Consider the following 869-nt stretch of genomic DNA (forward strand, 5'->3'; position numbering starts at 1 on the left):
TTGGTTGGTTCATCGAGTAGCAGTACGTTACCGCCCGCTTTTAGCAGTTTCGCTAGGTGAACACGGTTGCGTTCACCACCTGAAAGCTGACCGATGATCTTCTGTTGGTCGTTGCCTTTGAAGTTGAAACGAGAGCAGTATGCACGAGCAGGGATTTCGAAGTTGTTGATCTTAATGATATCAGCGCCTTCAGAGATCTCTTGGAATACTGTTTTTGTGTCGTCCATGCTGTCACGGAACTGATCAACAGAAGCAAGCTTAACCGTTTCGCCAAGTTCAACTGTGCCTGAATCTGGCTGTTCTGCGCCACTTAGCATCTTGAATAGTGTTGATTTACCCGCACCATTGGCACCAACGATACCAACGATAGCGCCTTTAGGCATGCTGAATGATAGGTCATCGATAAGAACGCGATCACCAAATGACTTCGTTAGGTTCTTAACTTCAAGTACCTTGTCACCTAAACGCTCACCTGGTGGGATGAACAATTCGTTGGTTTCGTTACGCTTCTGGTATTGGCCAGTCGTCATTTCTTCAAAACGAGCCATACGAGCTTTAGACTTAGCTTGACGACCTTTAGGGTTTTGACGAACCCATTCAAGTTCTTTCTCAATCGTTTTTTGACGTGCGCTTTCGCCAGCTTTTTCTTGCTTCAAACGCTCATCTTTCTGTTCTAGCCAAGATGTGTAGTTGCCTTCCCATGGGATACCTTCACCACGGTCAAGTTCTAGAATCCAACCTGCAGCGTTGTCTAGGAAGTAACGGTCGTGGGTAATTGCCACAACAGTACCGCTGTAATCAACAAGGAAATGCTCAAGCCAAGCAACTGATTCTGCATCCAAGTGGTTGGTTGGTTCATCAAGAAGCAG

General features: G+C 46.3%; 1 protein-coding gene. It reads right to left on the reverse strand.

What is annotated here, in order from left to right; translation table 11 throughout:
* The coding region (locus AB4653_RS23510) for an ATP-binding cassette domain-containing protein (protein ID WP_372105454.1) at positions 1-869 on the reverse strand (869 nt) is incomplete at both ends.

The sequence above is a fragment of the Vibrio sp. 10N.222.48.A3 genome (assembly GCF_041475345.1).
GTDB classification, from domain to species: domain Bacteria; phylum Pseudomonadota; class Gammaproteobacteria; order Enterobacterales; family Vibrionaceae; genus Vibrio; species Vibrio tasmaniensis_A.